Below are 2,003 nucleotides of genomic sequence, written 5' to 3' on the forward strand. Positions count from 1 at the left end.
GGTGGGGCAGGAAAAGAGGGGAAAAAAGAAAAAAAAACTCGTAAGAGAGAAGCGGGAAAGAAAAAAAAAAGGGGGGGGGGCGGCAAACCGGGCACCCCCCCTCCTGCTGGAAGGACCGGAGAGGCTCGGTGCGGTTCCAAGGAGCAGCGGCGCGGGAGCCCTGCGCCGCTGCTTCCTGTATAGCTGCCGGGGCAGAGTCCGCAGTGCATGGGGCCGTCCGGGGGCGTGTCGGGTGGGGAGGTCAGGTCACCGCCAGTCGCTTCCCTCGGTCAGGCCGACGGGGACGCGGATGACGAGCGTGATGGCCAGTCCGAGGCCGAACATCCACTCGTTGCTGTGGTTGCCTTCGCTGACCTCGCCGGTCAGCTGGGGCTTCACCCGCCGTTGAGGGTCGTAGGTGAGGTCGATGCGCTTTCCCGCGTCGGCGAGCCGCTCGGTGCGGGTCATCGCACGGGGCCCGGCGGCGGCGTCGCAGTCCAGAGCGTGGTCGTAGTAGGTCGTGGTGCTGGTGTGCGTCATCCCGTCCGAGTCGGTATGCGTGGTCGTCTCCACCCGGACGTCCACGGCGGTCACCGTGCACGTCGTCGCCTCGCCCCGCGACCTGAGCGCCGCCTCGTCCACCATCCCCGCGGCCCCGAGGCAGGCAAGGAGCAGAGGGGCGCCGCTGAAAAACGCCAGCATGTTGTCGTAGAGGCCGCCGGAGAAGAACGCCGCGGCGCAGGCGATGAGGACGATTCCCCCGCCGACCAGATCACTGGGCCAGGCGTTGGGGCCGTGAGCCGCCAGGAGACTGCCCCCGGCCGCAGCCCCCAGTGGCTTTGTTCACAGGTACGCTTGAAGTGAACGAAGCCACCGCAGCTGGCCGCTGTCGGCGACCAGCACGGCGCCGATGCTCTCGTCCCGCATCCGGGCGGCAACCTCCTGCACCGGCGTATCCGGCGCCACCGTGACCGGGTCGGCGGTCATGACCTCACGCACCTGCTGAGCCACTGCTGCTCCTTCGATCCACACACGCGAAGCGGACCCCGGGCGGGGCCGTCGTGAGCGGATTCCACCGCCGCCCACCGCCGTACGCGGCCGGTGGGAATCTTCGCTCTCGCGGGTGCCCGCCGTAGCCGACTGGCGGTTGGTTTGACGAGGTGCTGATGGCCTCGCGCCCGGCGCCCTGTGGCTACGCCTCGCGCTTGCCGGGGAATGTGCAAGTGGCGGTGGGCGCCGCAGATGCGCTTCTCAGGGGGCGATAGTGGGGCCGTCACGCATCCCGCCCTCACGTCTTGATCGTTAGCTTGTTCGCCTGGCCCTGCTCAGCCACAACGTGGACTCCATCCACGTGCCCGGACAGGGACCGCCCTGGAGCCGGCGGGCGACCGGATCGGTGGCCAGGGACAGGAGCCGCCTGCGCCGACCAGGAGGCGAGCCTGCGCCCGCTGGACAGGCCGCGCCCAAGCTTCGTCGGTCACCCGCGTCCGCGCCGCGCAGCAGCAGCCGGCCCCAGTCATCAGCCGCCCCCCTGTGACGGTCAGCCGTGGCCGCATCAGCAACGCGAATCAGGAGCCCGCGATCCGGGCATTCTGCGGGTAGCCGACTCGCTGGCAGGCGGCTCTGCGTTAAAACAAGGAGGAAAAGCGTGCCAGATTGGCTCATAGCGGTCGCAATTCCGGTCGGCATGCTAGTCGTATGCGCTTTGATGTGCGCTGCCTGGATGTTCTTCGGCAGATCGTCAGGAGTTACGCGGAACGATATGAGGCACTGGTCCGACAATAGGTAGGTTTACGGCTTGCTGACCTCGGCTCTTCGGTGTGGTGCGGAGATAGATGGCACCGCGATCCGCTCCGGCCACGGGAGGCCAGAGCCTCAATACCGTCGGCCCGCTACATCTGGTGCCGCTGGTAGGCCGATTTCAGGCTCACGGGCCTTGACCCCTGATGTTGGACACACGAGACACTGGATCCTGAGGATCTGAGGACGGACATCTCGTGGTCATGAAGAACTATCCGCCGGAG

The 2,003-nt window shown here is 67.4% G+C and carries 2 protein-coding genes; both read right to left on the minus strand.

The window, feature by feature from the left end; genetic code table 11:
• Positions 1-246: 246 nt before the first annotated feature.
• Positions 247-681: a hypothetical protein gene (locus tag ACFCZF_RS40120; RefSeq protein WP_376675867.1), complete on the minus strand. Its 435-nt coding sequence runs from the start codon at positions 679-681 to the stop codon at positions 247-249.
• A gap of 141 nt (positions 682-822) precedes the next feature.
• On the minus strand, positions 823-990 hold the full coding sequence (locus tag ACFCZF_RS40125) for a CBS domain-containing protein (RefSeq protein WP_376675868.1): 168 nt from the start codon (positions 988-990) through the stop codon (positions 823-825).
• Positions 991-2,003: the final 1,013 nt, after the last annotated feature.

The organism is Streptomyces sp. NPDC056296 (assembly GCF_042268605.1).
Lineage (GTDB): Bacteria > Actinomycetota > Actinomycetes > Streptomycetales > Streptomycetaceae > Streptomyces.

Bases quoted from the DNA above. Each gene is read 5' to 3' on its own strand.
- ACFCZF_RS40120 (WP_376675867.1), bottom strand. From the start codon at position 681: ATGCTGGCGTTTTTCAGCGGCGCCCCTCTGCTCCTTGCCTGCCTCGGG.